Annotated in this window: 41 protein-coding genes and 1 tRNA gene; 2 read left to right on the forward strand and 40 right to left on the reverse strand. The window is 28.2% G+C overall.

Annotation, left to right across the window (positions count from 1 at the left end):
- Positions 1-22: 22 nt before the first annotated feature.
- From GUU85_RS02315 to GUU85_RS02330, 4 genes are all read right to left on the reverse strand, one after another.
- A tRNA-Glu gene (locus GUU85_RS02315) sits at positions 23-95 on the reverse strand.
- 127 nt (positions 96-222) lie between these two features.
- A complete protein-coding gene (gene aroE / locus GUU85_RS02320; protein WP_163119547.1) occupies positions 223-1,068 on the reverse strand; it encodes a shikimate dehydrogenase in 846 nt (281 codons plus the stop codon).
- A complete protein-coding gene (locus tag GUU85_RS02325; RefSeq protein ID WP_174240624.1) occupies positions 1,061-1,588 on the reverse strand; it encodes a Sua5/YciO/YrdC/YwlC family protein in 528 nt (175 codons plus the stop codon). Before GUU85_RS02325 ends, aroE begins: the two co-directional genes overlap by 8 nt.
- 95 nt (positions 1,589-1,683) lie before the next feature.
- The gene (locus GUU85_RS02330; protein WP_163119556.1) at positions 1,684-2,157 is read right to left on the reverse strand and encodes a DUF494 family protein; all 474 of its coding nucleotides are present in this window, start codon (positions 2,155-2,157) and stop codon (positions 1,684-1,686) included.
- Between the two features lie 234 nt (positions 2,158-2,391).
- Here GUU85_RS02330 and def point away from each other — a divergent pair, with 234 nt between their 5' ends.
- Together def and fmt are read left to right on the forward strand one after the other, a co-directional pair.
- Positions 2,392-2,916: a peptide deformylase gene (gene def / locus GUU85_RS02335; protein WP_163119558.1), complete on the forward strand. Its 525-nt coding sequence runs from the start codon at positions 2,392-2,394 to the stop codon at positions 2,914-2,916.
- Position 2,917: 1 nt separating this feature from the next.
- Positions 2,918-3,862, forward strand: coding sequence for a methionyl-tRNA formyltransferase (gene fmt, locus GUU85_RS02340; protein WP_163119560.1), 945 nt, complete (start codon positions 2,918-2,920; stop codon positions 3,860-3,862).
- An 84-nt stretch (positions 3,863-3,946) separates the two neighbouring features.
- Here the strand turns inward: fmt and rplQ are convergent, their stop codons facing one another.
- The 36 genes from rplQ to fkpA all read right to left on the reverse strand — a co-directional run bounded on the left by rplQ (position 3,947) and on the right by fkpA (position 24,318).
- Positions 3,947-4,342, reverse strand: a complete 396-nt coding sequence (gene rplQ / locus GUU85_RS02345) for a 50S ribosomal protein L17 (protein WP_163119562.1) — start codon at positions 4,340-4,342, stop codon at positions 3,947-3,949.
- A 50-nt stretch (positions 4,343-4,392) separates the two neighbouring features.
- Positions 4,393-5,382 (reverse strand): DNA-directed RNA polymerase subunit alpha, encoded by a 990-nt coding sequence (locus tag GUU85_RS02350; protein ID WP_163119563.1) that lies wholly within the window; start codon positions 5,380-5,382, stop codon positions 4,393-4,395.
- Between the two features lie 44 nt (positions 5,383-5,426).
- On the reverse strand, positions 5,427-6,047 hold the full coding sequence (gene rpsD / locus GUU85_RS02355) for a 30S ribosomal protein S4 (protein WP_163119571.1): 621 nt from the start codon (positions 6,045-6,047) through the stop codon (positions 5,427-5,429).
- A gap of 33 nt (positions 6,048-6,080) precedes the next feature.
- Complete coding sequence (gene rpsK / locus GUU85_RS02360; RefSeq protein WP_163119573.1) at positions 6,081-6,476, reverse strand: 30S ribosomal protein S11; 396 nt, start codon at positions 6,474-6,476, stop codon at positions 6,081-6,083.
- An 18-nt stretch (positions 6,477-6,494) separates the two neighbouring features.
- Positions 6,495-6,851, reverse strand: a complete 357-nt coding sequence (gene rpsM, locus GUU85_RS02365) for a 30S ribosomal protein S13 (protein WP_163119575.1) — start codon at positions 6,849-6,851, stop codon at positions 6,495-6,497.
- An 89-nt stretch (positions 6,852-6,940) separates the two neighbouring features.
- Entirely contained in the window at positions 6,941-7,057 is a 117-nt protein-coding gene (rpmJ, locus tag GUU85_RS02370; RefSeq protein WP_014500175.1) for a 50S ribosomal protein L36, read from the reverse strand.
- A 17-nt stretch (positions 7,058-7,074) separates the two neighbouring features.
- Positions 7,075-8,394, reverse strand: coding sequence for a preprotein translocase subunit SecY (gene secY, locus GUU85_RS02375; protein ID WP_163119576.1), 1,320 nt, complete (start codon positions 8,392-8,394; stop codon positions 7,075-7,077).
- Positions 8,395-8,404: 10 nt separating this feature from the next.
- The gene (gene rplO, locus GUU85_RS02380) at positions 8,405-8,839 is read right to left on the reverse strand and encodes a 50S ribosomal protein L15 (protein WP_163119578.1); all 435 of its coding nucleotides are present in this window, start codon (positions 8,837-8,839) and stop codon (positions 8,405-8,407) included.
- Between the two features lie 5 nt (positions 8,840-8,844).
- Entirely contained in the window at positions 8,845-9,024 is a 180-nt protein-coding gene (rpmD, locus tag GUU85_RS02385; RefSeq protein WP_163119579.1) for a 50S ribosomal protein L30, read from the reverse strand.
- A gap of 16 nt (positions 9,025-9,040) precedes the next feature.
- A complete protein-coding gene (rpsE, locus tag GUU85_RS02390; protein ID WP_163119581.1) occupies positions 9,041-9,544 on the reverse strand; it encodes a 30S ribosomal protein S5 in 504 nt (167 codons plus the stop codon).
- A gap of 14 nt (positions 9,545-9,558) precedes the next feature.
- Positions 9,559-9,927, reverse strand: a complete 369-nt coding sequence (gene rplR / locus GUU85_RS02395; protein WP_163119583.1) for a 50S ribosomal protein L18 — start codon at positions 9,925-9,927, stop codon at positions 9,559-9,561.
- A 1-nt stretch (position 9,928) separates the two neighbouring features.
- Entirely contained in the window at positions 9,929-10,465 is a 537-nt protein-coding gene (gene rplF / locus GUU85_RS02400; RefSeq protein WP_163119585.1) for a 50S ribosomal protein L6, read from the reverse strand.
- Between the two features lie 14 nt (positions 10,466-10,479).
- The gene (gene rpsH, locus GUU85_RS02405) at positions 10,480-10,872 is read right to left on the reverse strand and encodes a 30S ribosomal protein S8 (protein ID WP_163119806.1); all 393 of its coding nucleotides are present in this window, start codon (positions 10,870-10,872) and stop codon (positions 10,480-10,482) included.
- Positions 10,873-10,905: 33 nt separating this feature from the next.
- Positions 10,906-11,211 (reverse strand): 30S ribosomal protein S14, encoded by a 306-nt coding sequence (rpsN, locus tag GUU85_RS02410; RefSeq protein WP_163119593.1) that lies wholly within the window; start codon positions 11,209-11,211, stop codon positions 10,906-10,908.
- Between the two features lie 16 nt (positions 11,212-11,227).
- Entirely contained in the window at positions 11,228-11,767 is a 540-nt protein-coding gene (gene rplE / locus GUU85_RS02415) for a 50S ribosomal protein L5 (protein ID WP_163119595.1), read from the reverse strand.
- A gap of 17 nt (positions 11,768-11,784) precedes the next feature.
- Positions 11,785-12,096, reverse strand: a complete 312-nt coding sequence (gene rplX, locus GUU85_RS02420) for a 50S ribosomal protein L24 (protein ID WP_163119597.1) — start codon at positions 12,094-12,096, stop codon at positions 11,785-11,787.
- Positions 12,097-12,130: 34 nt separating this feature from the next.
- A complete protein-coding gene (rplN, locus tag GUU85_RS02425; RefSeq protein ID WP_163119599.1) occupies positions 12,131-12,499 on the reverse strand; it encodes a 50S ribosomal protein L14 in 369 nt (122 codons plus the stop codon).
- A gap of 119 nt (positions 12,500-12,618) precedes the next feature.
- A complete protein-coding gene (gene rpsQ / locus GUU85_RS02430) occupies positions 12,619-12,873 on the reverse strand; it encodes a 30S ribosomal protein S17 (protein ID WP_163119808.1) in 255 nt (84 codons plus the stop codon).
- Complete coding sequence (rpmC, locus tag GUU85_RS02435) at positions 12,870-13,067, reverse strand: 50S ribosomal protein L29 (protein WP_163119601.1); 198 nt, start codon at positions 13,065-13,067, stop codon at positions 12,870-12,872. Before rpmC ends, rpsQ begins: the two co-directional genes overlap by 4 nt.
- Positions 13,067-13,477 (reverse strand): 50S ribosomal protein L16, encoded by a 411-nt coding sequence (gene rplP / locus GUU85_RS02440; RefSeq protein ID WP_163119603.1) that lies wholly within the window; start codon positions 13,475-13,477, stop codon positions 13,067-13,069. The genes rpmC and rplP overlap by 1 nt, the downstream gene beginning before the upstream one ends.
- A 20-nt stretch (positions 13,478-13,497) precedes the next feature.
- Positions 13,498-14,199, reverse strand: a complete 702-nt coding sequence (gene rpsC / locus GUU85_RS02445; protein WP_163119605.1) for a 30S ribosomal protein S3 — start codon at positions 14,197-14,199, stop codon at positions 13,498-13,500.
- 18 nt (positions 14,200-14,217) lie between these two features.
- On the reverse strand, positions 14,218-14,550 hold the full coding sequence (rplV, locus tag GUU85_RS02450) for a 50S ribosomal protein L22 (protein ID WP_163119612.1): 333 nt from the start codon (positions 14,548-14,550) through the stop codon (positions 14,218-14,220).
- Between the two features lie 31 nt (positions 14,551-14,581).
- Positions 14,582-14,860, reverse strand: coding sequence for a 30S ribosomal protein S19 (gene rpsS / locus GUU85_RS02455; RefSeq protein ID WP_163119614.1), 279 nt, complete (start codon positions 14,858-14,860; stop codon positions 14,582-14,584).
- A 19-nt stretch (positions 14,861-14,879) separates the two neighbouring features.
- Entirely contained in the window at positions 14,880-15,701 is an 822-nt protein-coding gene (gene rplB / locus GUU85_RS02460) for a 50S ribosomal protein L2 (RefSeq protein WP_163119617.1), read from the reverse strand.
- Between the two features lie 15 nt (positions 15,702-15,716).
- Positions 15,717-16,019 carry a 50S ribosomal protein L23 gene (gene rplW / locus GUU85_RS02465; RefSeq protein WP_163119619.1) on the reverse strand — a complete coding sequence of 101 codons (303 nt, stop codon included), beginning with the start codon at positions 16,017-16,019 and terminating at the stop codon, positions 15,717-15,719.
- A complete protein-coding gene (gene rplD / locus GUU85_RS02470) occupies positions 16,016-16,621 on the reverse strand; it encodes a 50S ribosomal protein L4 (protein ID WP_163119810.1) in 606 nt (201 codons plus the stop codon). Before rplD ends, rplW begins: the two co-directional genes overlap by 4 nt.
- Positions 16,622-16,638: 17 nt before the next feature.
- A complete protein-coding gene (gene rplC, locus GUU85_RS02475; RefSeq protein ID WP_163119621.1) occupies positions 16,639-17,268 on the reverse strand; it encodes a 50S ribosomal protein L3 in 630 nt (209 codons plus the stop codon).
- Positions 17,269-17,303: 35 nt separating this feature from the next.
- The gene (gene rpsJ, locus GUU85_RS02480) at positions 17,304-17,615 is read right to left on the reverse strand and encodes a 30S ribosomal protein S10 (RefSeq protein WP_053940444.1); all 312 of its coding nucleotides are present in this window, start codon (positions 17,613-17,615) and stop codon (positions 17,304-17,306) included.
- Positions 17,616-17,926: 311 nt separating this feature from the next.
- Positions 17,927-19,111 (reverse strand): elongation factor Tu, encoded by a 1,185-nt coding sequence (tuf, locus tag GUU85_RS02485; protein ID WP_163119623.1) that lies wholly within the window; start codon positions 19,109-19,111, stop codon positions 17,927-17,929.
- A gap of 53 nt (positions 19,112-19,164) precedes the next feature.
- Positions 19,165-21,273: an elongation factor G gene (gene fusA / locus GUU85_RS02490; protein ID WP_163119625.1), complete on the reverse strand. Its 2,109-nt coding sequence runs from the start codon at positions 21,271-21,273 to the stop codon at positions 19,165-19,167.
- 104 nt (positions 21,274-21,377) lie between these two features.
- Positions 21,378-21,848 (reverse strand): 30S ribosomal protein S7, encoded by a 471-nt coding sequence (rpsG, locus tag GUU85_RS02495; protein WP_163119627.1) that lies wholly within the window; start codon positions 21,846-21,848, stop codon positions 21,378-21,380.
- 66 nt (positions 21,849-21,914) lie between these two features.
- On the reverse strand, positions 21,915-22,289 hold the full coding sequence (rpsL, locus tag GUU85_RS02500) for a 30S ribosomal protein S12 (RefSeq protein ID WP_163119629.1): 375 nt from the start codon (positions 22,287-22,289) through the stop codon (positions 21,915-21,917).
- 122 nt (positions 22,290-22,411) lie between these two features.
- A complete protein-coding gene (gene tusB, locus GUU85_RS02505) occupies positions 22,412-22,699 on the reverse strand; it encodes a sulfurtransferase complex subunit TusB (protein WP_163119631.1) in 288 nt (95 codons plus the stop codon).
- A gap of 13 nt (positions 22,700-22,712) precedes the next feature.
- Positions 22,713-23,072 (reverse strand): sulfurtransferase complex subunit TusC, encoded by a 360-nt coding sequence (gene tusC / locus GUU85_RS02510; RefSeq protein ID WP_163119633.1) that lies wholly within the window; start codon positions 23,070-23,072, stop codon positions 22,713-22,715.
- 18 nt (positions 23,073-23,090) lie between these two features.
- A complete protein-coding gene (gene tusD, locus GUU85_RS02515; protein WP_163119635.1) occupies positions 23,091-23,477 on the reverse strand; it encodes a sulfurtransferase complex subunit TusD in 387 nt (128 codons plus the stop codon).
- Positions 23,478-23,556: 79 nt separating this feature from the next.
- Complete coding sequence (fkpA, locus tag GUU85_RS02520; protein ID WP_163119637.1) at positions 23,557-24,318, reverse strand: FKBP-type peptidyl-prolyl cis-trans isomerase; 762 nt, start codon at positions 24,316-24,318, stop codon at positions 23,557-23,559.
- Between the last annotated feature and the right edge of the window lie 794 nt (positions 24,319-25,112).

Below are 25,112 nucleotides of genomic sequence, written 5' to 3' on the forward strand. Positions count from 1 at the left end.
TTTTATAAATATTTCTATTTCTTGTCCCCTAGGGGATTTGAACCCCTGTTGCCGCCGTGAAAGGGCGATGTCCTAGACCTCTAGACGAAGGGGACTATTTTATATAAAATATATTTTTTAAAATAACATTGTTATAAATAACAGATCAAAAAAAAAGAGTCAAGCAATTTTTATAATATTAATCAAAATTTTTTCATACTAATCTTTTAAAATCAATAAAAATTAAGCATTTTTTATAAATTTTTTTTTATTTAAAATATCAATAATATAATGAATTTTTGGCATGACTTTATGCCATAAAAAAAATGCATGAGCAGCTTGAAAAACTAACATTCCTATTCCATCAGAAAAATAATGCGCACCAATATTTATACACCAATCAATAAATTTTGTATTATTGATTTGATAATTAATATCATATAAATGTGTTTTTTTTAAACAAATTAAAGATAAAGGAATCATATCATTTTCAATTTTAGAAATATTGGATCTGGCATTAATAATTAAATTAAAATATTTAATATTTAATTTATTTGTGTTTAGTATTTGTATTTTTCCATATTGATTAAATTGCATAACTATCTTTTGCGCATTCGATAGAGTTCTATTTAAAACAAATACAGAACAACCAAAAGATAAAAGAGCATATAAAATTCCTTTAACCGCTCCTCCTGCACCAAGTATTAAAATTGAGTCATTTTTTTTTATAAAATTTAATCTTTTAAGATCAGATAACAAACCAATTCCATCTGTATTATCCCCTAAAATACATTGGTTTTTTAATTTATACAATGTATTAACTGATTGAGCAATTTTAGCTTGTTCAGTTAATTTATTACAAAAAAAATAAGCTTCTTGTTTAAATGGGGCAGTAATATTTGCTCCAACTCCATAATTTTTAAAAAAATAATTTAAAAAAGAATACAAACTATCTAATGGGACATGAACAGATTGATAAGTGTGTAAAATATTTGTTTGTTTAGCAAAATATTTATGAATTATAGGAGATTGAGTATGATTAATCGGATTTCCAAATACAGCATAATTAAAATCTTGACATTTAAACATGACGAATTATATTCCCATCAATAAGATTAACAATCTTAGAAGGATTCTTTTCAGTACCTATTGTTCCATGTAATAATGGAAAATTTTTTCCAAAATATTTTAATACTTCTTGATCTGTGATACATGGAGGCATGCTAGAAATATTAGCACTTGTAGAGATTAACGCCCCTCCAAATGCATTACATAACTTTATTATTTCAGCATGAGAGCTAATTCGAACAGCAATAGTATTAAATTTCCCAGTTAACCAATAAGGTACTTGTAATTTTGCCGGAACAAGAAAAGTAAAATGTCCTGGCCAAACAAGTTGCATGGTTTTTTTTTGTTCGTTTGATATTTTTTCTTCATTAATATACTTTTTTATTTGACAAAAATGCGCAGCAACTAATATAAATCCTTTTTCTATGTTTCGGTTTTTTAACTGTAACAATTTTTTTACAGCTTGTTCGCTATTAGGATCGCATCCAAGTCCAAACATTGATTCTGTAGGATAAGCAATAATATGTTGATTTTTTAACATGTAAACACAATAATCTAAAGAATTTGAAAAATAATTATTATTCATTATTTTACTCGTAAATAAAAATATTATTTTTTTATTAATTCATTATCAATTTAATGAATAATTTCTTCTTTAAAATTAAATAATAAATTCTCTAGTTTATTATATACCAATTCATGCCCCGGAACATTAAATAAAACAATTAATACAATCCATTTTAAATCTTCAAGATGCAATTCATTCATATCTAAATCCATAATTCTTTCAATAATCATTTCTCTTGTCTCTAATGTTAATATCTCTAACTGTTCTAAAAAAAGTAAAAAACCGCGACAATCAACATTTAATTTAAGAGATTCTTCTTGAGTATAAATTCGAGTAGATATTTGTTCTGATATTACATTAATAGACGACAAAATATTATTTTTATAACAAGCAAGATTTTTTAACCAACGTAAAGCATTATAAATATCTTTCTTTGGAAATCCTATATCTGATAAATCATTTGTTAAACTATCATAATCAATAGAAATTTTTGATTTAGTATGTACATAATTTTCAAATAAATATATTAATATGTCAAACATTATATCCTCAATTATATACTTAAAGATTTATATGTTTAGTAATATGTCCTACATATAAATTTTACCATAAATATTATTAATACATAATACATAAAATATTATAATATTAACGTGCATAAATTTTAATCGAAAAAATATGTCTTATTGAGTACAAAAAATACAAGTAAACTTTCAATTATAATAAAAAAGTCTATACTAATATATTAAATTTAACTATTTGATCTTTTACTTTATATGTCTGATTTAAAATTACTTTACTATCCTGATAGACGTTTAAGACTTATTGCTAAACCTGTAACAGAAATTAATAAAAAAATAAAGAAAATTATTAATAATATGATATATACGATGCATCAAAAAGAAGGAATTGGTTTAGCAGCTACTCAAGTTGATATTCAATTGCAAATTATAGTAATAAATGTAATGCAAAAAAAAGATACAGATTTAGTATTAATTAATCCTAAAATTCTTAAAAAAGAAGGAAATATTAGTATTCAAGAGGGTTGTTTATCAATTCCAGAATATCGTGCTTTTATTCCGCGATTTAATTATATTAAAGTGCAATCAATTGATCAGTATGGAGAAACAATAGAAATAGAAGCGCAATCAATTATGTCTATATGCATTCAGCATGAAATAGATCATCTTCAAGGAAAATTATTTATTGATTATTTATCTAAATTTAAAAAAGATCGAATTAAAAAAAAATTTGAAAAATTTAAAAAACAACAAATTAAATCACTAAGGGAATCAAGTTAATTTGAATACATTAAAAATTATTTTTGCTGGAACAGAGTATTTTTCAGCTGCCTATCTAAATGTATTAATCACTTCTTCTTATAAAATTGTTGCAGTTCTTACTCAACCAGATCGTCCTTCCGGGAGAGGACAAAAGATTCATTTTTCTCCTGTTAAAATTTTATCATTACATCATAAAATTCCTATTTATCAACCTATAAATTTAAATGATGTACTCTTTCAAAATAGAATATTAAATCTGAATGCTGATATTATGATAGTTGTTTCTTATGGAAAAATAATACCAAAAAAAATTTTAAATATGTTTTCTAAAGGATGTATCAACGTTCATCCTTCTCTATTACCAAAATGGCGTGGATCGACTCCAATTCAATCATCTATTTTATATGGAGATAAAAAAACTGGAATAAGTATTATTCAAATGAATGATAAAATTGATTCAGGAGAAATAATATACTCAACTGAATGTAATATATCTTCAAAAGATACGACAAAAAGCTTATCTTTAAAATTAATTAAAATAGGCACAAGAGGATTGTTAGAAACATTAAAAAATATTATTTTAAATAAAATCATAAAAATTAAACAAAATGAAAATTATATGACTTTATCAAAAAAAATATATAAAATAGACGCTTTATTAAACTGGAATTTACATGCTCAACAATTAGAACGACGTATTCGAGCATTTAATCCATGGCCAATATGTCACTTTACATTTAAAAATGTAAATATAAAAGTTTGGGAAGCAACTATCATACCTATAGCAGAAAAAAAATTTTCTATAGGAGAAATTGTCTGTGCAAATCAATATGGGATTCAAATTAATACAGCTTATCAAATATTAAATCTTGAAAAAATACAATTACCAGGAAAAAAAATAATGGATATAAAAAATATTATTATATCTAAAAAAAATTTTTTTAAGATTGGTGCAATTATATAAAAACAAGCAAACGGTAAAAATCCGTTTGCTAAATCTTAAGAATTAAATACATTTTTAGTAAAATTCATAACATTTAAATATAATTTATTTTGATTTGATAACTTTTTCGTTTTTATTTTTTTTTATACGATCAACTAATTCAATATAAGCCATTGGAGCTTTGTCTCCAGATCTAAATCCACATTTTAATATACGAGTATAACCACCTAATCTATTTAAAAATAATGGACCCAAATTAACAAATAATTTTGCTACTATTGCATGATCTCGGATACGAGAAAATACTAAACGTCTATTTGACACGGTATCTATTTTAGATAAAGTAATAATTGGCTCTGCAATACGACGAAGTTCTTTTGCTTTAGATAAAGTCGTTTTAATAACTTCATGTTTAAATAAAGCACAAGACATGTTTTTTAACATTGCGTTAAGATGAGTGCGATTGCGATTTAATTGACGACCGCTTTTCCGGTGACGCATATATCTATTTTCCTTTTAATAATCTTTTAAAATATACAATATAATATAAACTATTCATCTGAAATACTTTCTGGAGGCCAATTCTCTAATTTCATTCCAAGTGATAAATTACGAGCAGCTAATATATCTTTAATCTCAGTCAAAGATTTTTTTCCTAAATTAGGAGTTTTTAAAAGCTCTACCTCAGTTCGTTGGACTAAATCACCTATATAATGTATTGATTCTGCTTTAAGACAATTAGCTGATCTTACAGTTAATTCTAAATCATCTACTGGACGTAATAAAATAGGTTCAAATTTTGGTTTTTCTTCTTCTATTTCAGGAGCACGAACATCTCTTAAATCAACAAAGGCTTCTAATTGTTCTGATAAAATAGTAGCAGCTCTCCGAATTGCTTCTTCTGGGTCAATTGTTCCGTTAGTTTCCATTTCAATTACTAGTTTATCTAAATCTGTTCTTTGCTCAACACGTGCTGCTTCAACATTATAAGAGATTCGATCTATAGGACTGTAACAAGCATCTAGCAATAAACATCCTATTGGCCGCATATCTTCTTCAGAATGAACTCTAGTGGCGGCAGGAACATAGCCTCGACCACGTTGCACTTTGATTCTCATATCAATAGATGAAGTATCACAAGTTAAATTACAAATAATATGGTCTGGTTTAATAATTTCAACATCACTATTATGTATAATATCACCAGCTGTTACAGATCCAATACCAGATTTTTTTAATATAAGATAAGCTTCATCTTTGCCATGTACTTTAACAGCTAACTCTTTTAAATTTAATAATATTTCTAAAATATCTTCTTGTATGCCTTCTTTAGTACTATATTCATGCAATACACCATCAATTTCTACTTCAGTTACTGCGCATCCAGGCATAGAAGAAAGTAAAATTCTACGCAGTGCATTTCCTAATGTATGACCAAAACCTCTTTCTAATGGTTCTAAAGTTACTTTTGTATGAGTATCGCTAATTTGTTCAATATCTACTAAACGTGGTTTTAAAAAACTCATTGTATAATTCTGCATAAATTTTGTTTCCTTTCAAATAATTAACTACTTATTTCAGTTAATTACTTAGAATACAGTTCAATAATTAAATATTCATTAATTTCTGCAGATAAATCAGATCTTTCAGGAAATCTTTTAAATACACCTTCCATTGTAGTTAAATTCACTTCTAACCATAATGGTTTTTCTCTATGCTCAACTAATTGTAATGCCGCTTTTATACGTGATTGTTTTTTAGATTTTTCTCGAATAGCAATTACATCATTAGGAGATACTTGATATGAAGCAATATTAACAATCTTATCATTCACTATAACAGATTTATGATTAATTAATTGTCGAGATTCTGCACGAGTACATGCAAAACCCATACGATAAACTACATTATCTAATCTAGATTCTAATAATTGTAATAAATTAGCTCCAGTATTACCTTTTAAACGCGCTGCATTTTTATAATAAATTTTGAATTGACGTTCTAAAATACCATATAAACGACGTACTTTTTGTTTTTCTCTTAATTGCATAGCATAATCAGATAATCTAGGTTTTTTAATACCATGCTGCCCAGGCGGTTGTTCTAATTTACATTTTGATTCTATTGAACGAAGTCCTGATTTTAAGAATAAATCAGTTCCTTCTCGTCGACTTAATTTTAATTTTGGACCTATATATTTTGACATTTTATATCTCTTTTTAAAAAAAATTATTTTAATTTAAACGCGACGTTTTTTAGGAGGACGACAACCATTATGTGGAATAGGTGTAACATCAGTAATATTAGTAATACGAAATCCAGCTGCATTTAAAGCCCTAATAGTCGATTCTCTTCCTGGACCTGGACCTTTAACCATGACTTCTAAATTTTTTATCCCATAATCTTTTACAATCTCAGCACAACGTTCCGCAGCAACTTGTGCAGCAAAAGGAGTAGATTTTCGAGATCCTCTAAAACCAGAACCACCAGATGTTGCCCAACCTAAAGAATTTCCTTGTCTATCAGTAATAGTTACAATAGTGTTATTAAAAGATGCATGGATATGTGCTATACCATCTAAAATTTGTTTTTTAACACGTTTACGTGTACGAACAGATGATGAATTTTTAATCATAATTTACATTTACCTATATTATTTTTTTATTGGCTTTCTCGGACCTTTACACGTCCTAGCATTTGTTTTAGTTCTTTGTCCATGAACAGGTAAATTTCTACGATGACGTAAACCACGATAACAATTTAAATCAATTAAACGTTTAATATTAAGCGTAGTCTCTCGTCTTAAATCACCTTCAATAACATATTTAGAAACATGTATTCTTAAAATTTCAATTTGTTCTTCATTTAAATCGATAATTTTAGAAGATTCAGGAATTTTTGATATTAAACAAATTAATTTAGAGCGTTTTTTACCAATGCCATATATTGAAGTTAATGCAATTAAAGTATGTTTATTTTCAGGAATATTAATGCCTGCAATACGTGCCATTTTATATATTTCCTATGAATTCTATGTGAAATTATAATATATATCACAATTGTTTTATACGAATAATAAAATAATATATTTATTAAATATTATCCTTGACGTTGTTTATGTTTTGGATCAGTCCGACATATTACTCGAACAACATTTTTTCTTCTTATTATTTTACAATTGCGACATAATACTTTTACAGAAGCTTGTACTTTCATTTTTATCCTTAAATATATTAATTTAAATTAGCTTTTTTTAATATAGATTCATATTGATTAGACATAATTAATGTTTGTATTTGAGATATAAAATCCATAATTACTACTACAACAATTAATAATGAAGTTCCACCAAAATAAAAAGGAGCATTCATAGAGCTACGCATAAATTCTGGAATTAAACAAATAAAAGTAATATAAAAAGATCCAACTAATGTTAATCGTATCATAATTTTATAAATATATTTAGCTGTCTGTTCACCAGGTCTAATACCTGAAATAAAAGCACCTGATTTTTTTAAATTATCTGCTGTTTCACGAGGATTAAAAACTAATGCAGTATAAAAAAAACAAAAAAAGATTATTGCAGATATATATAAAATCAAATATAAAGGTTGATTAGGTTGCAAATAAAATAAAACTTTTTTTAACCATGTCCATTCATTATTTGATGTACACCAGGATAGAATTGTAGCAGGAAATAAAACAATGCTAGATGCAAAAATAGCTGGCATAACACCAGACATATTAATTTTTAATGGCAAATGAGTGCTTTGTGCAGTATAAATACGACGACCTTGTTGACGTTGCGCATAATGTACGATAATTTTTCTTTGTCCTCGTTCTATAAAAACTACCAGTAAAACGACTAGAAAAATAACTAATAAAATAAAAATAAAAAATAAAAAAGATAAATCTCCTTTTCTAGTTTGTTCAATAGTATTGCTGATTGCAGAAGGCAAACCTGCTATAATACCTATAAAAATAATAATTGAAATACCATTTCCAATTCCGTTTTCAGTAATTAATTCTCCTAACCACATTAAAAACATAGTTCCAGTAACTAAACTTAACATAGAAGTTAAATAAAAAGAAAAATCTGGATGAATAATAATTGAATGTACACCAATCAAATTAGGTAGACTAGTCGTTACCCCAATAGATTGTATAATTGCTAATATTAAAGTTCCATATCTAGTATATTGATTAATTTTCTGACGTCCTAATTCACCTTCTTTTTTGATTTCAGATAGTGTTGGATATATTAGCGTTAATAACTGAATAATAATAGAAGATGAAATATATGGCATTATGCCTAATGAAAAAATAGAAGCTCGACTTAGTGCTCCTCCAGAAAACATATTAAACATATCAAAAATACTGCCTTGTTGCTCATTTAATATTCTAGATAAAACAAAAGTATTAATGCCAGGAATTGGAATAAAAGAACCAATGCGAAAAACAATTAAAGCTATGATCACAAAAATTATTCTTTGCTTTAATTCACTGAAATTTTTTTTAGGTTTTTTAAAATTTGGTGCTAATTTCTTTGCCATTATTAAATGCTTATCCTTCAATTTTTCCGCCAGAATTTTCAATTTCAATACGAGCACCTTTAGTAACACGTATGCCTTTGATTGTTAATGATTTTTTTATTTTTCCTGAAAGAATTATTTTAGCATATTTAATATTTTTTTTAATAATATTAGCTGTTTTTAATATATCAAGATTGACAATATCAGTATTTAAATGAGATAAATCTGATAAACGAATTTCTGCAGTCATATGTTTTTTTCTAGAATTAAAACCAAATTTAGGCAGTCTTCTATATAAAGGCATTTGACCACCTTCAAAACCACGACGCACACTACTGCCAGATCTAGATTTTTGACCTTTATGACCACGACCTGCAGTTTTTCCAAATCCTGAACCTATACCGCGACCTAATCTTTTTCGATTTTGACGAGCTCCACGCGCTGGAATTAGAGTATTTAAATGCATTGACACTATTCCTCTTGTATTTTTAGAATATAAGAAATTTTTTTAACCATACCTTGAATTGATTTTGTATTTTTTCGGATTACCGTGTGTCCAATATGACGCAATCCTAAACCAATTAATGTTTTTTTATGTTTAGGCAATCTACCTATAGAACTTTTAATTTGAGTAATTTTAATTTTTTTCATATATTTAAATTATTATTTATCCTAATATATCTTCTATACGTTTATTACGCTTCGCAGCTATCATGTTTGGAGATTTCATATTAATTAAACCATTCATAGTAGCACGAACTACATTAATTGGATTAGTAGAACCATAAGTTTTAGCTAACACGTTATGCACTCCTGCTACTTCTAACACTGCTCGCATAGCTCCTCCCGCAATAATACCAGTTCCATCAGAAGCAGGTTTCATAAAAATATTAGATCCAGTATGAGATCCTTTTAATGGATGTTGTAAGGTCTTATTAACTAATGGTATTATAATCATATTACGTCTAGCTTTTTCCATGGCTTTTTGAATGGCAGCAGGAACTTCACGAGCTTTTCCATAACCAAAACCAACTTTTCCATTACCATTACCCACTACTGTTAATGCAGTAAAAGAAAATATACGACCACCTTTTACAGTTTTAGAAACACGATTTACTGTAATTAATTTTTCTTGTAAATCACTATTATTTTTTTTTTCGAGATTAGCCATGATCAATTTTCACCTTAAAACTTAAGACCTACTTCACGAGCAGATTCAGCTAATATTTTTATACGACCGTGGTATTTAAAACCAGATCGATCAAAAGACACGCAGTGTATTCCTTTTTTAAATGCACGTTCTGCAATAATTTTACCTATTAAAGCAGCAGCTTGTTTATTTCCTGTATACTTTAAATTAGAATTAATATTTTTTTCTAATGTCGAAGCATATGCTAATACTTTTGATTCAATAGAAGAAATAATTTGAGCATAAATATGACGCGAAGTACGATGTACAACTAATCTCATCGCACCTAATTGTTTTATTTTACATCGTGTTTTCATAGATCGACGTATACGAGAAATTATTTTTTTTTTACTCGATAAAATCATTTTATTTCTTTTTAGCCTCTTTAATACGAACAACTTCGTTTAAATATCGAATACCTTTTCCTTTATACGGTTCTGGTTTACGATAAGAGCGTAAATTAGCAGCAATTTGACCTACTAATTGTTTATCTATTCCTCGAATAACGATTTCTGTTGGAGATGGATTGTCTATTTTAATACCTTGAGGAATATAATATTTAATAACATGAGAATAGCCTAATGAAAGATTGATAATATTATCCGATGTAATTGAGACACGATAACCTACTCCAGATAATTGCAATTTTTTAATAAATTGTTTTGAAACACCTATAATCATAGAATTAACAAGCGCCCTTGCAGTTCCTGCTTGAGCCCATCCGTCAGAAAAACCAGAACGTGGTGAAAAACATATTTTATTATTTAAATATTCGATGTTAACAGATTTATTTATAACACGAGAAAGCTGTCCATATTTTCCTTGAATTGATATAATTGGTAAATCTAATTGTACATTAATGTCAGAAGGAATGATAATTGGGCATTTAGCAATACGAGACATTCTTCCTCTCCAATTTAAGAGACATAACAAATAACTTCACCGCCAAGACCGACTTGACGAGCAACACGATCCGTCATAACACCTTGAGAAGTAGAAATTATTGCTATTCCCAAACCAGCCATAACTTGTGGTAAATTTTTTTTATTTTTATATATACGCAAACTCGGACGACTAATGCGTTCAATCGTCTCAACCACTGATTTTCCTTGAAAATATTTTAAAATGACTTTTAATTTAGGTTTGATTATATCAATAATTTCATAATCTGTAATATATCCTTCTTCTTTTAATACACGTGCAATCGATTTTTTTAATTTAGATAAAGGCATAATAATAGAATATTTATTAGCTGATTGACCATTTCGAATACGTGTTAGCATATCTGCTATTGGATCTTGCATACTCATTTTTTTTAAACTCCACAAACTCAATAATATATTTTACCAACTTGATTTTTTTAAACCTGGTATTTCACCTTTCATAGCCGCTTCTCTGACTTTTATACGACTCAATCCAAATTTTCGTAAAAAAGCATGTGGACGACCAGTTTGACGGCATCTATTTCTTTGACGAGACGGACTAGAATCCCGAGGAAAGGTTTGTAATTTTAATACTGCATTCCAACGTTCTTCTTTCGAATATTTTATATTAGAAATAATATTTTTTAATTCATTTCGTTGAATATAAAATTTATTAGCTAATTTAACACGTTTGATTTCACGTGCTTTCATTGATTGTTTAGCCATTGAATAACCTTTGTTTTTATCGACGAAAAGGAAAATTAAACTCAGATAACAACAAACGACCTTCATCATCAGATTTAGCAGTAGTCGTGATTGTTATATCTAATCCGCGAACACGATCAATTTTATCGTAATCAATTTCAGGAAAAATAATTTGTTCTTTTATACCTAGACTATAATTTCCTTTTCCATCAAAAGAATTATTAGATAAACCACGAAAATCACGAATTCTAGGGATAGCAATAACAATTAAACGTTCAAAAAAATCCCATTTTTTTTGACCTCGTAATGTTACTTTACATCCAATAAAAAAACCTTGACGAATTTTAAAATTTGCAATAGATTTACGCGCTTTAGTGACGACTGGTTTTTGACCAGATATTATTGTTAAATCTGACATAGCATGATCTAATGTTTTTTTATCAGAAGCAGATGCTCCTAAACCCATATTTAAAGTAATTTTCTCAATTTTTGGTACTTCCATTATAGAACTATATTTTTTTTTTAACATCAGTTTATGTACAACAATAGATTTATAATAATTATAAAATGTTGTCATTATCTTGCTCCAAAACATTAAATAGTTTTTTTATTCGATTTAAAAAAACGAATTTTTTTTCCTTTTTCCAATCTAAAACCAACACGATCAGATTTATTAGATTCTGGATTAAAAATCGCAAGATTAGATATATGAATCGGTGCTTCTTTTTCTATTATACCTCCACTTTGATTTTGAGATGGAATAGGTTTTTGATGTTTTTTAATCAAGTTTAATCCATCAACAATAGCTTTATTTGAAGATAAAATTTTTTTAATTTTACTTGTTTTGCCTTTATCTTTTCCTGTTAATATTATAACTGCGTCATGACGACGCAACTTTGATGCCATTTTATATTCCTTAATATTATATATTATAAATAAACTATAGAACTTCAGGTGCTAATGAAATAATTTTCATAAATTTCTCTGTACGTAATTCACGAGTAACAGGGCCAAAAATACGAGTGCCAATAGGCTGTTCATTATTATTTAATACAACACAAGCGTTATTATCAAAACGAATAATTGAACCATCAGTTCGTCTCACTCCTTTTTTTGTTCTAACTACAACTGCTTTTAACACTTCCCCTTTTTTAACTTTTCCTCGAGGAATAGCTTCTTTAATAGTAATTTTGATAATATCACCAATAGCTGCATAACGACGACGCGAACCACCTAATACTTTAATACACATAGCAGATCGTGCTCCGGAGTTATCAGAAACACGTAATATAGTTTGTTCTTGAATCATTAGTATTTAAAACTCCTATTATATGTATTAATAAATACTAAAAATATTTTCTATAATATGATGATTTTTGTTATTTATTAATTGGTGTATATTCTTATCTCTGTATATTAAATGTAACTTTAAAAAATAGTTTTTTTAATAATACGCACTAGTATCCAAGATTTAGTTTTAGAAATTGGTCGTGATTCTCGAATTTCTATTAAGTCTCCTATATGACATTGATTTTCTTCGTCATGAATATGGATTTTTGTAGTACGTTTAATAAACTTTTTATAAATTGCATGTTTTACGAAACGCTCAATAGCAACTACAGCAGATTTTTGCATTTTATTACTAATTACCCGGCCTTGTAGTGTGCGAATCTTATCCATTATTGTAATTTCTCTTGTTCAGCTAATATGGTCTTAATTTTTGCGATATTACGTCTTACTATACGTAATAAATGAGGTTGCTTTAATTTTCCAGAAACAGATTGCATACGTAGATTAAATTGCTCTCTTAATAAATGAAAAAGTTCTATACGTAAATCTTTTTTATTTTTTTTTCTTAATTCTACTATTGTCTTCATTACATCACCGTTTTATTAACAAAAGTAGTTTTAATTGGTAATTTAGCTGCTGCTAATTTAAATGCTACACGCGATTCTTCTTCAGTAACTCCATCTAATTCATAAAGTATTTTCCCAGGTTGTATTAAAGCTACCCAATATTCAACATTGCCTTTACCTTTTCCCATTCGAACTTCTAAAGGTTTTTGTGTAATCGGTTTATCAGGAAATATGCGTATCCACATTTTTCCCTGTCTTTTGATGCAACGAGTTATAGTTCTTCTTGCAGATTCAATTTGACGAGAAGTTAAGCGACCTCTATCAATGGCCTTTAAACCAAAAGTTCCAAACTCAATATGAGTACCAGAGGCTAAACCGCGATTTCGACCTTTATGCATTTTTCGAAATTTAGTACGTTTTGGTTGCAACATTATTGGTTTCTCTCTTTATTTTATTTTCTATTTTTACGAAATTGCTTTTTTATATGACTTGAAGGTTTATCTAATTGCTCAATTGCTCGCATACCTCCTAATATTTCACCTTTAAAGATCCATACTTTAACCCCTATTACACCATAAGTAGTGTGTGCCTCTGAAACACTATAATCAATATTTGCACGTAAGGTATGTAAAGGAACCCTTCCTTCTCTATACCATTCCCTACGAGCTATTTCTGCTCCACCTAAACGACCACTAACTTCAACTTTAATTCCTTTAGCACCTTGTCTCATTGCATTTTGAACTGATCTTTTCATAGCTCGTCGAAACATTACTCGTCTTTCTAATTGAGATGTAATACTATCAGAAACAAGCTTTGCATCTAACTCGGGTTGACGTATTTCAGAAATATTAATTTGAACTGGAACCTTCGTAATTTTAGCGATAGATGTTCTTAATTTTTCTACATCTTCTCCTTTTTTTCCAATAACAATTCCTGGTCTAGCTGTATAAATCGTTACTCGTATACTTTTTGCTGGTCTTTCAATAATAATACGAGAAATTGAAGCTTTTTCGAGTGCTTTTATTAAAAATTGACGTACTTTGTAATCACTATCTAAATTATTAGCAAAATCTTTAGTATTAGAAAACCAAACAGAATTCCATTTTTTTATTATACCTAAACGCATACCATTAGGATGTACTTTCTGACCCATAACTGACTCTCCTTAATGTTAACGATCAGATACAATAACAGTAATATGACTAGTACGTTTTAAAATACGATCTGCACGTCCTTTAGCACGTGGCATCATTCTTTTCATTGTTGAGCCTTCGTTAACAAATATTTGTTTAATTTTTAATTGATCAATATCTACACCATCATTATGTTCTGCATTTGCTATAGCTGATTCAAGTACTTTTTTAACTAAAATAGCTGCTTTTTTTTTATTATAAGTCAAAATATTTAATGCTTCTGGTACTTTTTTATTACGTATTAAATTAACAATTAAACGCACTTTTTGAGCTGAAGAACGCGCTTGACGATGTTGAGCTAAAATTTCCATTTACTCCTCTTGTATATTATTATATAAAAAATTAACGTTTTTTAACTTTTTTATCAGAAATATGACCTCTATACGTACGAGTTAGAGAAAACTCACCTAGTTTATGACCAACCATTTCTTCAGTAATAAAAACTGGGATATGATTGCGACCATTATGAATTGATATTGTTAAACCTACCATATTTGGGAAAATCGTCGAACGTCTTGACCATGTTTTAATAGGTTTTTTATCATTCATTTTAACTGATTTTTCTACTTTTTTTAATAAACTAACATCAATAAATGGACCTTTTTTAAGTGAACGAGGCATAACATGATCCTTGTCATAATTATGTTTTACGATGACGTAAAATAAATTTTTCAGTACGTTTATTTTTACGAGTTTTTTTACCTTTTGTTTGAATACCCCATGGACTAACTGGATGTTTACCAAAATTTCTTCCTTCTCCACCTCCATGAGGATGATCAACAGGATTCATAGCTGTTCCACGAACAGTAGGACGTACTCCAGCCCAACGTGATGCTCCAGCTTTTCCTAAGACCTTTAACATATGTTCAGAGTTGCCTAATTCTCCAATTGTAGCTCTACAATTAGATTCTACTTTTCTCATTTCTCCTGAACGCAAACGTAAAGTTGCATATTTATTATCAAATGCGACTAATTGAACATAGCTTCCTGCAGAACGCGCTATTTGACCGCCCTTTCCAGGTTTCATTTCTACGTTATGAATAAACGTTCCGGCTGGGATATTTTTTAATGGCAAAGCATTTCCTATTTTTATAGGAACTTGCATACCAGATATAATTTTATCTCCTATCTTCAGATTTTTTGGGGCTAAAATATATCTTCTACTACCATCTTTATATAATATTAAAGCAATATTTGCAGAACGATTAGGATCATATTCAAATCTTTCTATTTTAGCTTCTATACCATCTTTATTTCTTTTAAAATCTATAATACGATACGTTTGTTTATGTCCACCACCAATATGACGAGTCGTAATTCGTCCATGATTATTCCGTCCTCCACTTTTATTTTTTTTGCTTAATAATGAAGGATATGGTTTTCCTTTATGAAGATGATTATTCATAATTTTAATAACGTGGCGACGACCCGGAGATGTCGGTTTACATTTAACAATTGCCATTATTGTATCCTCCGACTACTCTGTATTGCTAATAAAATCTAAATTATACCCTTTTTTAATTTTAATATATGCTTTTTTCCAATTACATTTTTGAACAATACGATTAGATTGACGTTTCTTTTTTCCTTTTATTTTTAATGTTCTTATTCTATCTACTTCTACATTGAATATTTTTTTTATTGCACATTTTATTTCATATTTTGTAGAGTTATTTAAAACTTTTAAAACAATAGTATTAAATTTATCCATAGATAAAGATGATTTTTCAGAAACATGTGGAGAAAGTAGTATTTTAAGTAAACGTTCTTCAGAAATCATAAAAGTATTTCCTCTACTTTTTTTACCGCTGCAACAGTAATAATAACATGTTCGAAAGAAATTAGGCTTACAGGATCTATAGAATAAACATCCTTTACATCAACAGAATATAAATTTCTTGACGCAAGCAGTAAATTTTGATCTATTTTCAGCGTTACAATCAAAACATTATTTAAATTAATTGTTTTCAATTTTTCTACTAATAGTTTTGTTTTAGGAACATTTAATGAAAAGTTTTCAAATATTGTTAATCTTTTTTGACGTATTAATTCAGAAAAAATACTTTTTAGTGCACCGCGATACATTTTTTTGTTGACTTTCTGTGTATAATCTTGTGGTTTGGCGGCAAATGTTACACCACCTGATCGCCAAATTGGACTTCTAAACGATCCAGCTCTTGCACGACCAGTACCTTTTTGACGCCAAGGCTTTCTGCCAGATCCAGAAACTTCAGAACGACTTTTTTGTGCTCTTGTACCTTGTCGATTACATGCTGAATATGCGACAACAACTTGATGAATTAAAGCTTCATTAAAATCTCGACCAAAAATCATACCAGAAACATTAATCATACTCTGCGCGTCTTTAACTACTAATTCCATTTTTAAATCCTCACTACTCATGCTTTGATAGCCGGTTTAACGATAAGATTACTACCAGTAGCGCCAGGAACGGAACCTTTTACCAAAAGAATATTTTTATTTTCATCAATATCTATTATTTTTAAATTTTGAATGGTAACTCGATGATTTCCTAATTGTCCTGCCATTTTTTTACCTTTGAATACTCGTCCAGGGGTTTGATTCTGACCGATAGAACCAGGTACTCGATGAGATAAAGAATTACCATGAGTTGCATCTTGAGTATGAAAATTCCAACGTTTTACTGTACCACAAAAACCTTTTCCTTTAGAAGTTCCTGTAACATCAACTTTTTTAATATTATTAAAAATATTAATTTTCAGAATCTCTCCTATTTCAAAAATCTCATCTTTTTTAATTCTGAATTCCCATAAACCACGACCAGGAGCTACTCCTGATTTTAAAAAATGCCCGGCTTGTGGTTTATTAAGTTTGTTAATTTTTTTAATATCTGTTGTTACCTGAATAGCACAATAATAATCAGTATCTATATTTTTTACTTGTGTAATTCGATTATCTTTTAATTCAATCACTGTAACAGGAATTGATGTTCCTTCTTTAGTAAAAATACGAGTCATACCGAGTTTTTTACCAACTAAACCGATCATGTATTGAATACCTTTATTATATCAATCTATCTCAATTAGCCTAAACTAATTTGCACATCTACACCAGCAGCAAGATCTAATCGCATCAGTGCATCAACAGTTTTTTCAGTAGGCTCGACTATATCAATTAAACGCTTGTGTGTACGAATTTCATATTGATCACGTGCATCCTTATTTACATGTGGAGAAATTAAAATAGTAAAACGCTCTTTACGAGTTGGTAAAGGAATAGGTCCGCGCACTTGTGCGCCAGTTCTTTTTGCCGTTTCAACGATTTCAGTAGTGGATTGATCAATTAATCTATGATCAAAAGCTTTTAAACGAATACGAATTCTTTGGTTCTGCATTAGCCAGAACTCCAGTTATTTACACATTAAAAATTTCATCTTCTTCGAATAAATTATCTATATTCAAAGTAGATATTATTAGATTCATACTATATAACTCCTATATCAGGAGTATTTTATTATTAATACAGTTACTGTATATCATATAACTTATTTTTAAAACATTTTTTCTTTAAAAAAAATAAAATTGTTTAAAATAAAAACAATATATTGATTTTAAGTAAAAATAAATAAGTCAAGAAAAGAGCATTTTATACTCTTTTCTCAATAAATTCAACTAGATATCAATATAAAATATTGCAATATAATTATTAAATTAAAATTTTTGAAACTACACCTGCTCCAACAGTACGTCCGCCTTCACGTATAGCAAATCGTAATCCATCAGTCATAGCAATAGGATTAATTAATGTAACCGTCATTTTTATATTATCTCCTGGCATAACCATTTCAACACCTTCGGGTAATTCAATTGAACCTGTTACATCAGTAGTTCTAAAATAAAATTGAGGACGATATCCTTTAAAAAATGGAGTATGGCGCCCACCTTCTTCTTTGGATAAAACATAAACTTCAGACTCGAATGTTGTATGTGGATGAATACTACCTGGTTTAGATAAAACTTGACCTCTCTCAATTTCATCACGTTTTGTTCCACGAAGCAAAACGCCTACATTTTCTCCAGCACGACCTTCGTCTAATAATTTTCTAAACATTTCAACGCCTGTGCAAGTAGTTTTAGTTGTTTTTTTAATACCTACGATTTCTACTTCTTCACCAACTTTAATTACACCTTTTTCTACTCGCCCCGTCACTACTGTACCTCTTCCTGATATAGAAAATACATCTTCTATTGGTAATAGGAAAGGTTGATCTATTGCACGTTTTGGTTCAGGAATATAACTATCTAAAAATTGAGATAATTCAAGAATTTTCGACTCCCATTCAGGATCACCTTCTAAAGCTTTTAAAGCTGATCCACGAATAATAGGAGTATCATCTCCAGGAAAGTCATATTGTGTTAATAAATCACGCACTTCCATTTCAACTAATTCAAGCAATTCTTCATCATCTACCATATCACATTTATTAAGAAAAACAATAATATACGGTACACCTACTTGTCTTCCAAGTAAAATATGTTCGCGAGTTTGAGGCATTGGTCCATCGGTAGCTGCAACTACTAAAATAGCACCATCCATTTGAGCCGCACCAGTAATCATATTTTTTATATAATCTGCATGGCCTGGACAATCCACATGAGCATAATGTCTTAACTCAGTATCATATTCTACGTGAGAAGTATTAATTGTTATGCCTCTTGCTTTTTCCTCTGGAGCATTGTCTATTTGATCAAAAGCACGAGCAGAACCTCCATATTTTTTAGATAAAACTGTTGTAATAGCTGCGGTTAATGTTGTTTTACCATGATCTACATGACCAATAGTACCGACATTTATATGCGGTTTTAAACGTTTAAATTTTTCTTTAGACATTATTTTTTCCTTAGATAAAATCTTTATTTTAAATGAATAATATCAAAAAATTTCTACTTTTCTCTTTTATCAATAATGTCTTTAGACACGCTACAAGGAGCTTCTACATATTTTAAAAATTCCATTGAATAAGACGCTCTCCCTTGAGTTTGTGAACGTAAATCAGTAGCATAACCAAACATTTCTGATAAAGGAACACATGCATTAATAATTTTTCCTATAGATAAATCTTGCATTCCCTCAATAATACCTCGTCTACGATTTAAGTCACCTATTACATCTCCCATATACTCATCTGGAGTCTCAATTTCTACTTTCATAATAGGTTCTAACAAAATTGGTTTTGCTTGCTTAAAACCTTTTTTAAACGCTATAGCAGCGGCTAATTTAAAAGCTAATTCAGATGAATCAACATCATGGTAAGAACCAAAATAAAGACGTATACCAATATTCACTACTGGATAACCAGCTAATGGACCATACTTCAATTGTTCTTGAATACCTTTATCAATCGCCGAAATATACTCACTAGGTATTACTCCTCCTTTAATATCATTTATAAATAAATATTTCTCTTTTTCTGAATGTAATGGAAATAATTCTATAACAACATGCCCATACTGTCCTCTACCTCCTGACTGTTTAATATGTTTACCTTCAATATCTGTAACTTTTTCAAGAATTGTTTCACGATATGCTACTTGAGGTTGTCCAATATTTGCATCAACGCTAAATTCTCTTTTCATACGATCAACAATAATCTCTAAATGCAATTCCCCCATCCCAGATATAATCGTTTGATTCGATTCTTGATCAGTTCGAACTCGAAAAGAAGGATCTTCTTTTGCTAATCGCGCTAATGCTAAACCCATTTTTTCTTGATCTACTTTAGTTTTAGGCTCTACAGAAATAGATATAACTGGTTCAGGAAATTCCATACGTTCTAATATAATTGGATGATTAAGATTACATAATGTATCACCAGTTGTGACATCTTTTAAACCAATAGCTGCAGCTATATCTCCTGCATATACTTCTTTTATTTCTTCCCTTTTATTTGCATGCATTTGCACAATTCTTCCAAATCTTTCTTTTTGAGATTTTACAGAATTTAATACAGTATCTCCAGATTTTACCACTCCTGAATAAACACGAAAAAAAGTTAGATTACCTACAAACGGATCGTTAGCAATTTTAAAAGCTAAAGCAGAAAATGGCTCTTGATCATCTGAAGTTCTCAAGGATGGAGTTTGATTTTTATCATTTAAAATACCTTTAATATCTTGAATATCATTTGGAGCTGGCAAATATTCAACAATTGCATCCAATAAAGATTGAACGCCTTTATTTTTAAAAGCAGAACCACAAGTAATTAATATAATTTCATTATTTAAACAACGCTGTCTCAAAGCTGCTTTAATTTCACTTTCAGATAAATTTATTTCATTTAAATATTTGTCCAGTAAATCTTCATTTGCTTCTACTGCAGATTCAATTAAATTTTGATGCCATTTTTTTGATAATGCAACCATATTTTTTGGAATTTTATCATAATTAAATGTTAATCCTTGATCAGAATCTGTCCAATAAACAGCTTGCATTTTAATTAAATCAATTACACCAATAAAACTATCTTCTGAACCAATTGCTAACTGCAATGGAACTGGGTTAGCACCTAATCGTGTTTTAATTTGTTTTATAACTCTTAAGAAATTAGCCCCCATACGATCCATTTTATTTATAAAAGCTATACGTGGTACATTGTATTTATTTGCTTGACGCCATACAGTTTCAGATTGAGGTTGTACCCCTCCTACAGCACAATAAACCATTACAGCTCCATCTAGTACACGCATAGAACGCTCTACTTCAATTGTAAAATCTACATGTCCTGGCGTATCGATAATATTAATTCTATGTGGTTTAAACTGTTTGGCCATACCACTCCAAAAAGTTGTAGTAGCAGCTGAAGTGATAGTAATACCTCTTTCTTGCTCTTGTTCCATCCAATCCATAGTAGCAGCTCCGTCATGAACTTCGCCGATTTTATGATTGATCCCTGTATAAAATAAAATTCTCTCAGTAGTAGTAGTTTTGCCTGCATCTATATGAGCACTAATTCCAATGTTACGATATCGAGTAATAGGTGTTATACGAGACATTATCCTTCTCTCATTGTAAATTGTAAAACCTAGGCTGTATAAAGTTCAATTAAAACAATTATCTCACTTAACAATATTTAAATCAGATTAAAATCGTGATAATATTACCAACGATAATGAGCGAATGCTTTATTTGCTTCAGCAATTTTATGAACTTCTTCTTTTTTCTTAACTGCAGCACCTTTATTTTCTAACGCATCATATAATTCATTAGATAAACGTAAATACATAGATTTATCTGAACGTTTACGAGCAGATTCTACAATCCAACGCATAGCTAAAGCATTTCTTCTTACTGGTCTGACTTCTACAGGTACTTGATATGTAGATCCTCCAACGCGACGAGATTTAACTTCTACTATTGGTCTTACATTTTCTAAAGCTATCTCAAATGCTTCTAATTCATTTTTTTCACAACGTTTAGATAAATTTTTTAATGCAGTATATACAATAACTTCAGAAATAGACTTTTTTCCATCTATCATAAGAATATTAATAAATTTAGCTAGTAACTCTGAATGAAATTTTGGATCTGGCAAAATTTTACGAGTATTAATAATACGACGACGTGGCATATAGACTCCATGAAATTGTAAAATATATTAAATAAATAATCACTTTTATTATTTTTATTAAAGTATTTATACTTTTGTTTTTTTGACTCCATATTTAGAACGTCCTTGTTTTCGCTCTTTAACTCCCGCACAATCTAATGATCCTCTAACCACATGATACCTTACTCCGGGTAAATCTTTAACACGCCCTCCTCTTATTAAAATTACAGAATGCTCTTGTAAATTATGACCTTCCCCGCCAATATAAGCTGTGACTTCAAAACCGTTAGTAAGTCGTACACGACATACTTTACGCAATGCTGAATTAGGTTTTTTCGGTGTAGTAGTATAAACTCGAGTACATACGCCTCTTTTTTGTGGGCTTTTAGACAATGCTGGAACATTGCTTTTAGTAATTTTTCGTATACGAGGTTTACGGACCAATTGATTTACTGTGGCCATAAAAAAACTCCTATTTTTATATTGATAATCTGAAAATATCAAAATTTTATAAATAAAATATTTAGTATTTTCTGAAGAATTGTAGGATTGAGTTGATTAATAATGAAAATACATCAAAATTGTTACCAATTCATTTGTTTTTGATGTTTAAGTGTTAACGATACAAAATAAACATAGCTAATTAAATTAAATTTGCTAGAAATATTTTTCTGAATACCTCTTGCATAAACATCATCTTTAATAAGATATAATCTTACTGAAGATTGTATAAGTTGTTTTAAAAAAATGTTATTTTTTAATCCGATTAATACACCATCTTGAAGTCCTAAAAAATCATCAGATTTTTTTAGCATACTAATAATAAGATTTATATTAGTTTCAAAAGGAGATTTCATTAAAGTATGTAACATATTTTGATTAACCTTAAAAATTGATTATTAAATCAACATTATCTAATTTTAAACGTAATAAATATGCATCTAATATAGTGATATTTAATATAAATCGTGTATAATTATGTAATCCTCTATTTTTTAAAGAAGATTTACAACAATAAAACTCTTTAATATCATACATAGATAAAATAGAAAAAGCAGGTGTATAATCGCGAGATAAAATATTTGTTGATTTATAATTTTTAATTAATTGCAAAACTCCATCATTAATGAAGAATACACTTATTTTTTGAAAAACAGATGAAAGACCAAAAATAGAATCTAATCCTTCTCTGCCTAAACTAGTGCCATGCGGAGAATGAGAAAAAATAAACGCAATTTTATTCATTATAATTAATATACCAAATTAAAATTGTATTATACGATCAGAAAGTTTAATAGAATTCGCTAATTCTAATAAACCACTTAATTGAAAAAAAATTGCTAAATTGCCTATTTTACAAGGTCGATCAAAATATTTTTCGTTTTTAACAATTCCTCTTCTTAAAGCAGAACTATTGCAAACATATAATTTAACTTGATATTTCTTTTTAAGTTCTTGCCATGCGTGAATTAAATTAAATTCATCTGATGCAGGTGTAGTCATATTATTAGCATTATATACTCCATCTCCATAAAAAAATACACTGCATATCTTATTTTTAGTTTGAATTAAAGCATTACAAAATAAGAAAGCAGTACTTGCATTTTGAGTGCCATAAGCAGGTCCTGTCACCAATATTGTATAATTCATAACAAATATTTCATATTAAAATTATCAAATAATCTATTTATATATTTTATATACAATAAATCATGAATATAAATTCAAGTTAATCTACCGTATCTAATAATTCTATATCAAAAATTAACGTAGAATTTCCTGGTATTCCATTGACTGATTGTTTTCCATATGCTAAATTTGGAGGTATAACTAATTTAATTTTACCACCTTTTTGAATATATTTTAAACCTTCTTGCCAACCTAATATAACATTTTTTAACTTTAAAGAAACAGGTTTACCTTTTAAATAAGAATTATCAAATTCTATTCCATTAATTAAAGTACCTTTATAATGTACCGTGATTTTAGTATTGTTAGTAATTTTATTTCCTTCCCCTTGTTTTTCTATAAGATACAATAAGCCACTTGATGTTTTCTGAACGCCTTTTAATTTAGCAAAATTTTTCATATATAATATTCCCTGAATTAAATTATCTTGCAAATTTTTTTCAAATTCCATTTGAGTAACTTTTGTTAATTTTTTTTCAAATTCTTTTAGAATGACAGAAATCTCTTTATGTGATAACTTTAAATGACCAGAAATTGCATCTTTGACGCCTTCTATAAGGCTATTTTTATCAATATGAATTCCAATTTTATTTTGTGTTTCAAAAGATTGATTAAAGTAACTTCCTAATGAAACTCCTAAAGAATAACCTAATTTTTCATCATTATTATAAAATTGATTGTGACTCTCTATATGAGATGTTGAATTGGAATCAGATAAAGATTTTGACATGGAAAAAGATTTTGAAATTATACATGATAGTAATAAAATAAATATTGTTCTTTTAAGAAGAAAAAAAATCATTTTTTACTCCAAAAATCGATCTATGAAACATTTGATACGTTTCTCTAAAATACTTAAAAATAATTTTAATAAACATTTTAAAAGGTATAAGTTTTACGTATTACTATATCATTTTAGTATAAATATAATACATTAAACGGTATATTCTATAAAACTATAACTTATGTTTAATATTAAACAAAATCATTGAATTCAATGATTAAAAATTAATTTTTTATCTGAAAGATATAATTTTGTTTTAAACAAATTATATGATTAAAACAAAATTAAATAGTTTAATTACACATAGCAATAAAAAATATTATTTCTATATAAAAATTATTTTTTTAAAAAAATATATTCCGTAATTTTTATATATAAAATAGATAATATTAATATTATATTAATTAGTCATGCATATTTTATTTATCAATTAAATGAAATAAAAAAATCATTTCTTATGATATTTATATAAAATATTTTAATTATTAATATCATAAATACATTTCTTGTATTAAAAATTTTTGAAATATTACAGGTCGCGCATTAAAATATAATATATTTACAAGTATATATCATAAAAATAAATTTTTATGCAAATAATAAATTTTAAAATAAGTATACTTTCATATCATTAAAAAATATCCAGAAGATAATTTATTCTATATATGGAATAATATTTCTTAATATATTATATTTACTGATTTTTTAATTATAAAATTGAGAACAATTTTTATATTAATGTTACATATACTAATTTTAAGCGCATAAATGATGTATGATTATTTAATATTAATTTCTAAACAAATTGATTA

The organism is Buchnera aphidicola (Uroleucon sonchi) (assembly GCF_011035165.1).
In the GTDB taxonomy this organism is placed as follows: Bacteria; Pseudomonadota; Gammaproteobacteria; order Enterobacterales; family Enterobacteriaceae; genus Buchnera; species Buchnera aphidicola_BE.

What these genes read in the sequence shown, in the direction of transcription:
- aroE (WP_163119547.1), bottom strand. Translation starts at nt 1,068, where the DNA reads ATGTTTAAATGTCAAGATTTTAATTATGCTGTATTTGGAAATCCGATT.
- GUU85_RS02325 (WP_174240624.1), bottom strand. Translation starts at nt 1,588, where the DNA reads ATGTTAAAAAATCAACATATTATTGCTTATCCTACAGAATCAATGTTT.
- GUU85_RS02330 (WP_163119556.1), bottom strand. Translation starts at nt 2,157, where the DNA reads ATGTTTGACATATTAATATATTTATTTGAAAATTATGTACATACTAAA.
- def (WP_163119558.1), top strand. Translation starts at nt 2,392, where the DNA reads ATGTCTGATTTAAAATTACTTTACTATCCTGATAGACGTTTAAGACTT.
- rplQ (WP_163119562.1), bottom strand. Translation starts at nt 4,342, where the DNA reads ATGCGTCACCGGAAAAGCGGTCGTCAATTAAATCGCAATCGCACTCAT.
- GUU85_RS02350 (WP_163119563.1), bottom strand. Translation starts at nt 5,382, where the DNA reads ATGCAGAATTATACAATGAGTTTTTTAAAACCACGTTTAGTAGATATT.
- rpsD (WP_163119571.1), bottom strand. Translation starts at nt 6,047, where the DNA reads ATGTCAAAATATATAGGTCCAAAATTAAAATTAAGTCGACGAGAAGGA.
- rpsK (WP_163119573.1), bottom strand. Translation starts at nt 6,476, where the DNA reads ATGATTAAAAATTCATCATCTGTTCGTACACGTAAACGTGTTAAAAAA.
- rpsM (WP_163119575.1), bottom strand. Translation starts at nt 6,851, where the DNA reads ATGGCACGTATTGCAGGCATTAATATTCCTGAAAATAAACATACTTTA.
- rpmJ (WP_014500175.1), bottom strand. Translation starts at nt 7,057, where the DNA reads ATGAAAGTACAAGCTTCTGTAAAAGTATTATGTCGCAATTGTAAAATA.
- secY (WP_163119576.1), bottom strand. Translation starts at nt 8,394, where the DNA reads ATGGCAAAGAAATTAGCACCAAATTTTAAAAAACCTAAAAAAAATTTC.
- rplO (WP_163119578.1), bottom strand. Translation starts at nt 8,839, where the DNA reads ATGCATTTAAATACTCTAATTCCAGCGCGTGGAGCTCGTCAAAATCGA.
- rpmD (WP_163119579.1), bottom strand. Translation starts at nt 9,024, where the DNA reads ATGAAAAAAATTAAAATTACTCAAATTAAAAGTTCTATAGGTAGATTG.
- rpsE (WP_163119581.1), bottom strand. Translation starts at nt 9,544, where the DNA reads ATGGCTAATCTCGAAAAAAAAAATAATAGTGATTTACAAGAAAAATTA.
- rplR (WP_163119583.1), bottom strand. Translation starts at nt 9,927, where the DNA reads ATGATTTTATCGAGTAAAAAAAAAATAATTTCTCGTATACGTCGATCT.
- rplF (WP_163119585.1), bottom strand. Translation starts at nt 10,465, where the DNA reads ATGTCTCGTATTGCTAAATGCCCAATTATCATTCCTTCTGACATTAAT.
- rpsH (WP_163119806.1), bottom strand. Translation starts at nt 10,872, where the DNA reads ATGAGTATGCAAGATCCAATAGCAGATATGCTAACACGTATTCGAAAT.
- rpsN (WP_163119593.1), bottom strand. Translation starts at nt 11,211, where the DNA reads ATGGCTAAACAATCAATGAAAGCACGTGAAATCAAACGTGTTAAATTA.
- rplE (WP_163119595.1), bottom strand. Translation starts at nt 11,767, where the DNA reads ATGACAACATTTTATAATTATTATAAATCTATTGTTGTACATAAACTG.
- rplX (WP_163119597.1), bottom strand. Translation starts at nt 12,096, where the DNA reads ATGGCATCAAAGTTGCGTCGTCATGACGCAGTTATAATATTAACAGGA.
- rplN (WP_163119599.1), bottom strand. Translation starts at nt 12,499, where the DNA reads ATGATTCAAGAACAAACTATATTACGTGTTTCTGATAACTCCGGAGCA.
- rpmC (WP_163119601.1), bottom strand. Translation starts at nt 13,067, where the DNA reads ATGAAGACAATAGTAGAATTAAGAAAAAAAAATAAAAAAGATTTACGT.
- rplP (WP_163119603.1), bottom strand. Translation starts at nt 13,477, where the DNA reads ATGTTGCAACCAAAACGTACTAAATTTCGAAAAATGCATAAAGGTCGA.
- rpsC (WP_163119605.1), bottom strand. Translation starts at nt 14,199, where the DNA reads ATGGGTCAGAAAGTACATCCTAATGGTATGCGTTTAGGTATAATAAAA.
- rplV (WP_163119612.1), bottom strand. Translation starts at nt 14,550, where the DNA reads ATGGAAATTTTAGCTCAACATCGTCAAGCGCGTTCTTCAGCTCAAAAA.
- rpsS (WP_163119614.1), bottom strand. Translation starts at nt 14,860, where the DNA reads ATGCCTCGTTCACTTAAAAAAGGTCCATTTATTGATGTTAGTTTATTA.
- rplB (WP_163119617.1), bottom strand. Translation starts at nt 15,701, where the DNA reads ATGGCAATTGTTAAATGTAAACCGACATCTCCGGGTCGTCGCCACGTT.
- rplW (WP_163119619.1), bottom strand. Translation starts at nt 16,019, where the DNA reads ATGATTTCTGAAGAACGTTTACTTAAAATACTACTTTCTCCACATGTT.
- rplD (WP_163119810.1), bottom strand. Translation starts at nt 16,621, where the DNA reads ATGGAATTAGTAGTTAAAGACGCGCAGAGTATGATTAATGTTTCTGGT.
- rplC (WP_163119621.1), bottom strand. Translation starts at nt 17,268, where the DNA reads ATGATCGGTTTAGTTGGTAAAAAACTCGGTATGACTCGTATTTTTACT.
- rpsJ (WP_053940444.1), bottom strand. Translation starts at nt 17,615, where the DNA reads ATGCAGAACCAAAGAATTCGTATTCGTTTAAAAGCTTTTGATCATAGA.
- tuf (WP_163119623.1), bottom strand. Translation starts at nt 19,111, where the DNA reads ATGTCTAAAGAAAAATTTAAACGTTTAAAACCGCATATAAATGTCGGT.
- fusA (WP_163119625.1), bottom strand. Translation starts at nt 21,273, where the DNA reads ATGTCTCGTATAACACCTATTACTCGATATCGTAACATTGGAATTAGT.
- rpsG (WP_163119627.1), bottom strand. Translation starts at nt 21,848, where the DNA reads ATGCCACGTCGTCGTATTATTAATACTCGTAAAATTTTGCCAGATCCA.
- rpsL (WP_163119629.1), bottom strand. Translation starts at nt 22,289, where the DNA reads ATGGCCACAGTAAATCAATTGGTCCGTAAACCTCGTATACGAAAAATT.
- tusB (WP_163119631.1), bottom strand. Translation starts at nt 22,699, where the DNA reads ATGTTACATACTTTAATGAAATCTCCTTTTGAAACTAATATAAATCTT.
- tusC (WP_163119633.1), bottom strand. Translation starts at nt 23,072, where the DNA reads ATGAATAAAATTGCGTTTATTTTTTCTCATTCTCCGCATGGCACTAGT.
- tusD (WP_163119635.1), bottom strand. Translation starts at nt 23,477, where the DNA reads ATGAATTATACAATATTGGTGACAGGACCTGCTTATGGCACTCAAAAT.
- fkpA (WP_163119637.1), bottom strand. Translation starts at nt 24,318, where the DNA reads ATGATTTTTTTTCTTCTTAAAAGAACAATATTTATTTTATTACTATCA.